The organism is Lactiplantibacillus fabifermentans DSM 21115, from assembly GCF_000498955.2.
Classification (GTDB): Bacteria; Bacillota; Bacilli; order Lactobacillales; family Lactobacillaceae; genus Lactiplantibacillus; species Lactiplantibacillus fabifermentans.
This window is the reverse complement of sequence record NZ_AYGX02000148.1, coordinates 1-2,972: the sequence shown is the minus strand read 5'-3', so window position 1 is coordinate 2,972 and position 2,972 is coordinate 1. Positions and strand designations below refer to the sequence as shown.

The following is a 2,972-nucleotide window of genomic DNA, read 5'->3' as shown; positions in this document are numbered from 1 at the left end:
AGCTGATCTTTTTTGTCCGAACAGCGTTCGGATTAATTTTACAATCTACCTTATGTGCGGATGCCATTTTTTATATCGAACCAATTGAAGGGCTCTCGCAACTTTATTTGCAACGGCAACGGTGGCAGCGGGGGGAGTTTGAAGTCACTCGTAACTACATGGCGGAAAATGGCGATATCGGCAAATTTTTCAGTAATTTCTTAGTCCGCCGGGTCATGATTGACCATACGTTTATCTTTCCGAAGATGATTTGGATTTTTGCCAGTATCGTCTTGTTGTTTTTCCGCTACTCACCGGTGATTTTAGGCTTATCGTATGTGATTATTTATGGCTTATACGTCCTCGTTTCGGCCTTGAATTACTATTGTGTGCAGTTACTGTTACGAGAATTTCCAACTGAAAAGCATTTCTATTCAACGGTCTGGTGGACGATTTTCACGATGCCACTGTATAACTTCTGGGTCTCGTGGATTCGGTTGATTGGCATCATCAACGCCATGACCGGGCCGGGTAAGTGGAATGCTTTACCGTTTTTCAAAGAATTAAAACTCGCTGGTCGGATTATCAAAGGCGATTGGCACCAGTTACGTCACCATGAGAGGAAGGAACCTTAATGCCGCAAGTGCATACTTATAAAATTATTTCTTACATCAACGCCAGTCACGCAGTACGGTGGGCTGGAGGCACTGGAAAACCCCATAACCATACGTGGGAAGTGATTAGTGAGATTCAGTTAGACCAAGAGCAATTGATTCCGTTCAACGATATCGAAGCTTTAATTAATAGCGTCTTTGAACCGTATACCAATCAATATTTGAATGAAGTCCCGCCGTTTGATCAAACGAATCCGACGCTGGAAAATATCACGAAATTAGTATTTAAAAAATTATCGGCAGTAATGGCCGCCAACCAGTCACGACTGGTGCGCTTAGAAGTCGGCGAGTCGCCGACGCGCTTTTATTGTATTTCATTGAAAGGTGATTAGAGATGCGGCAACGAGTGTTTAACGGCGGTAATCGTGCGATTCGGTGGTTATTTTATGCGTTATTCTTACTGACCGTGTATTTTGCCCTGACCTCGCCGAATATTATTTTAGGCGATAATGGGATTTTAGGCACGAGTACCACGATGGTCACCACGACTTTCATTTTCGTGGCAGTTATCTTAATTATCGGACTGTGGGCCTATCGCCGCTGGTATCAGTTCTATCGAATGATCTTTATTCAGCATCAGTGGGTGACGGCGCCCCTCTGTTTAGGGTTAGCCGTAGTTTGGCAAGGCGTCTTAGTGGCTTGCATGCACCCGGCCATTGGGTTTGATGTGAATGCGATTCATCAAGCCTTGACCCAGCCAAAGTCTACGGAACTAGTGGGCTATTTTAGTTCGAATCCCAATAACTTGCCGATTTTGTTAGTCCAACATTGGTTAGTGACGATTTTTCACACGAGCTCGTGGCTGTTTATGGATATGGTCACGACGATTTTAGTCGACTTATCCGTTGGGTTTAACTTGGCGACAGTTGCACTCTGGGACCGCCACCGCGTTCCGACGGCCATGTATATTCACGCGGTGTGGTTAGCGTTGTTTCCGATGATAATTGTCCCGTATACTGATGCGTGGGTTTTACCATTTGTTTCCTTGTATTTATTATGTTACGTTGCGTTGACTCAAACGACCTGGGCATGGTGGGCCAAGTTACCAGTCGCCATTATTTTCGGCGGGGCGGCGGTGGGCGCGTATTTCATGAAACCATCCGCCATTGTCGCTTTGATTGCGATTGTCTTAGTTGAAGGCGTCTTTATGTTCAAACGGCCACTCAATTGGCGGCGATGGGCCAGCAACGCATGCTTATTTGTCGTGGCAGCCCTCACGTTTGGCGGTGGTTACGTCGCCGGCAATACCGCCCTGAATCACCAGACCTTTATTCAAATTAACACTAACCGGGCTATCCCGGCGATTCATTTCATGAGTATGGGGGTCAGTGGTGATGGCGGCTACAATGCTAAGGACGCCCTGAAAATGGCAGAGTTGCCGACCAAAAAGGCGCGGGCGGACTATTCCAAACGTAAGTTACAAGAACGACTACGCAAAATGGGCGTTTTCGGTTACTTAGCCTTTCTCTATCAAAAACAGTCGAACAACACGGCGGATGGGACTTTTGCGTGGGTCAAAGAAGGCCATTTCATTCGCGGCAATACCCAACCGGCCAAGACCGGTTTTGCCGGCAAATTGCGTAGTTTCTTCTATTTATATGGGACAAATTTGTGTGACTTTCGGTATTTGGCCCAAGTCTGGTGGATTATTTGGTTGTTGTTGATTGCGCTCGGTGGCCGGCAAATGTCCAAGCTAGCGCAAGTCTTACGCTTAACGATCTTTGGTGGCATGATGTTTTTACTACTATTTGAAGGTGGTCGGAGTCGTTACTTGATTCAATTCTTACCAGCCTTCCTCTTATTAGCCACATTATGCGCCAACGATGCCATCGCCTTATTCAAGCACTTATTCGGTTGGGTCAATCGGCCGGTGGATTAGGGTTACCAGTGAATTGCCGCTGCCGACCGTAATTCCAGCTACCATGGGGACCGGTCCAAGCCTGAGAAGCGGCTCACTTTGAAGCTCAGCACAAATCCTTGCTATTAGTTGGGTATTGCCGCAGTTGGCTGACCGTAATTCCATCGTCCTGGGACCGGTCCAAGCCTGAAAAGCGGTCTTGGACCTCGCTTTTGATCCTGAAGCCCAAGTCTCAAAAGACGTCCGTGGTGTAAACGGTCAAACAACGCCCGTTAACGCCACTTTCAGGACGATTCCATTACGGTCAGCCAACTGCTAATTTCAGCTCATTTTCAAAAGAACGTTAAGTATCTGAATTGGTGATTGAATATTTTCGCTGGTGGTTGATTTAAACAAATACTAGTCATTAGGTAGATTGCAAATTTAATCCGAATTTTTGGACAAATTGTTCAGCATAACCT

The 2,972-nt window shown here is 46.3% G+C and carries 2 protein-coding genes and 1 pseudogene; all 3 read left to right on the top strand.

Features of this window, described 5'->3' with window-relative positions; genetic code table 11:
- Window positions 1–614: pseudogene (locus DY78_RS16465) on the top strand (TIGR03111 family XrtG-associated glycosyltransferase); the annotation flags it as partial.
- Entirely contained in the window at window positions 614–985 is a 372-nt protein-coding gene (locus tag DY78_RS12590; protein WP_024624575.1) for a 6-carboxytetrahydropterin synthase, read from the top strand. The pseudogene DY78_RS16465 and the gene DY78_RS12590, both read left to right, overlap by 1 nt.
- Before the next feature lie 2 nt (window positions 986–987).
- Window positions 988–2,532: a TIGR03766 family XrtG-associated glycosyltransferase gene (locus DY78_RS12585; RefSeq protein ID WP_024624574.1), complete on the top strand. Its 1,545-nt coding sequence runs from the start codon at window positions 988–990 to the stop codon at window positions 2,530–2,532.
- Window positions 2,533–2,972: the final 440 nt, after the last annotated feature.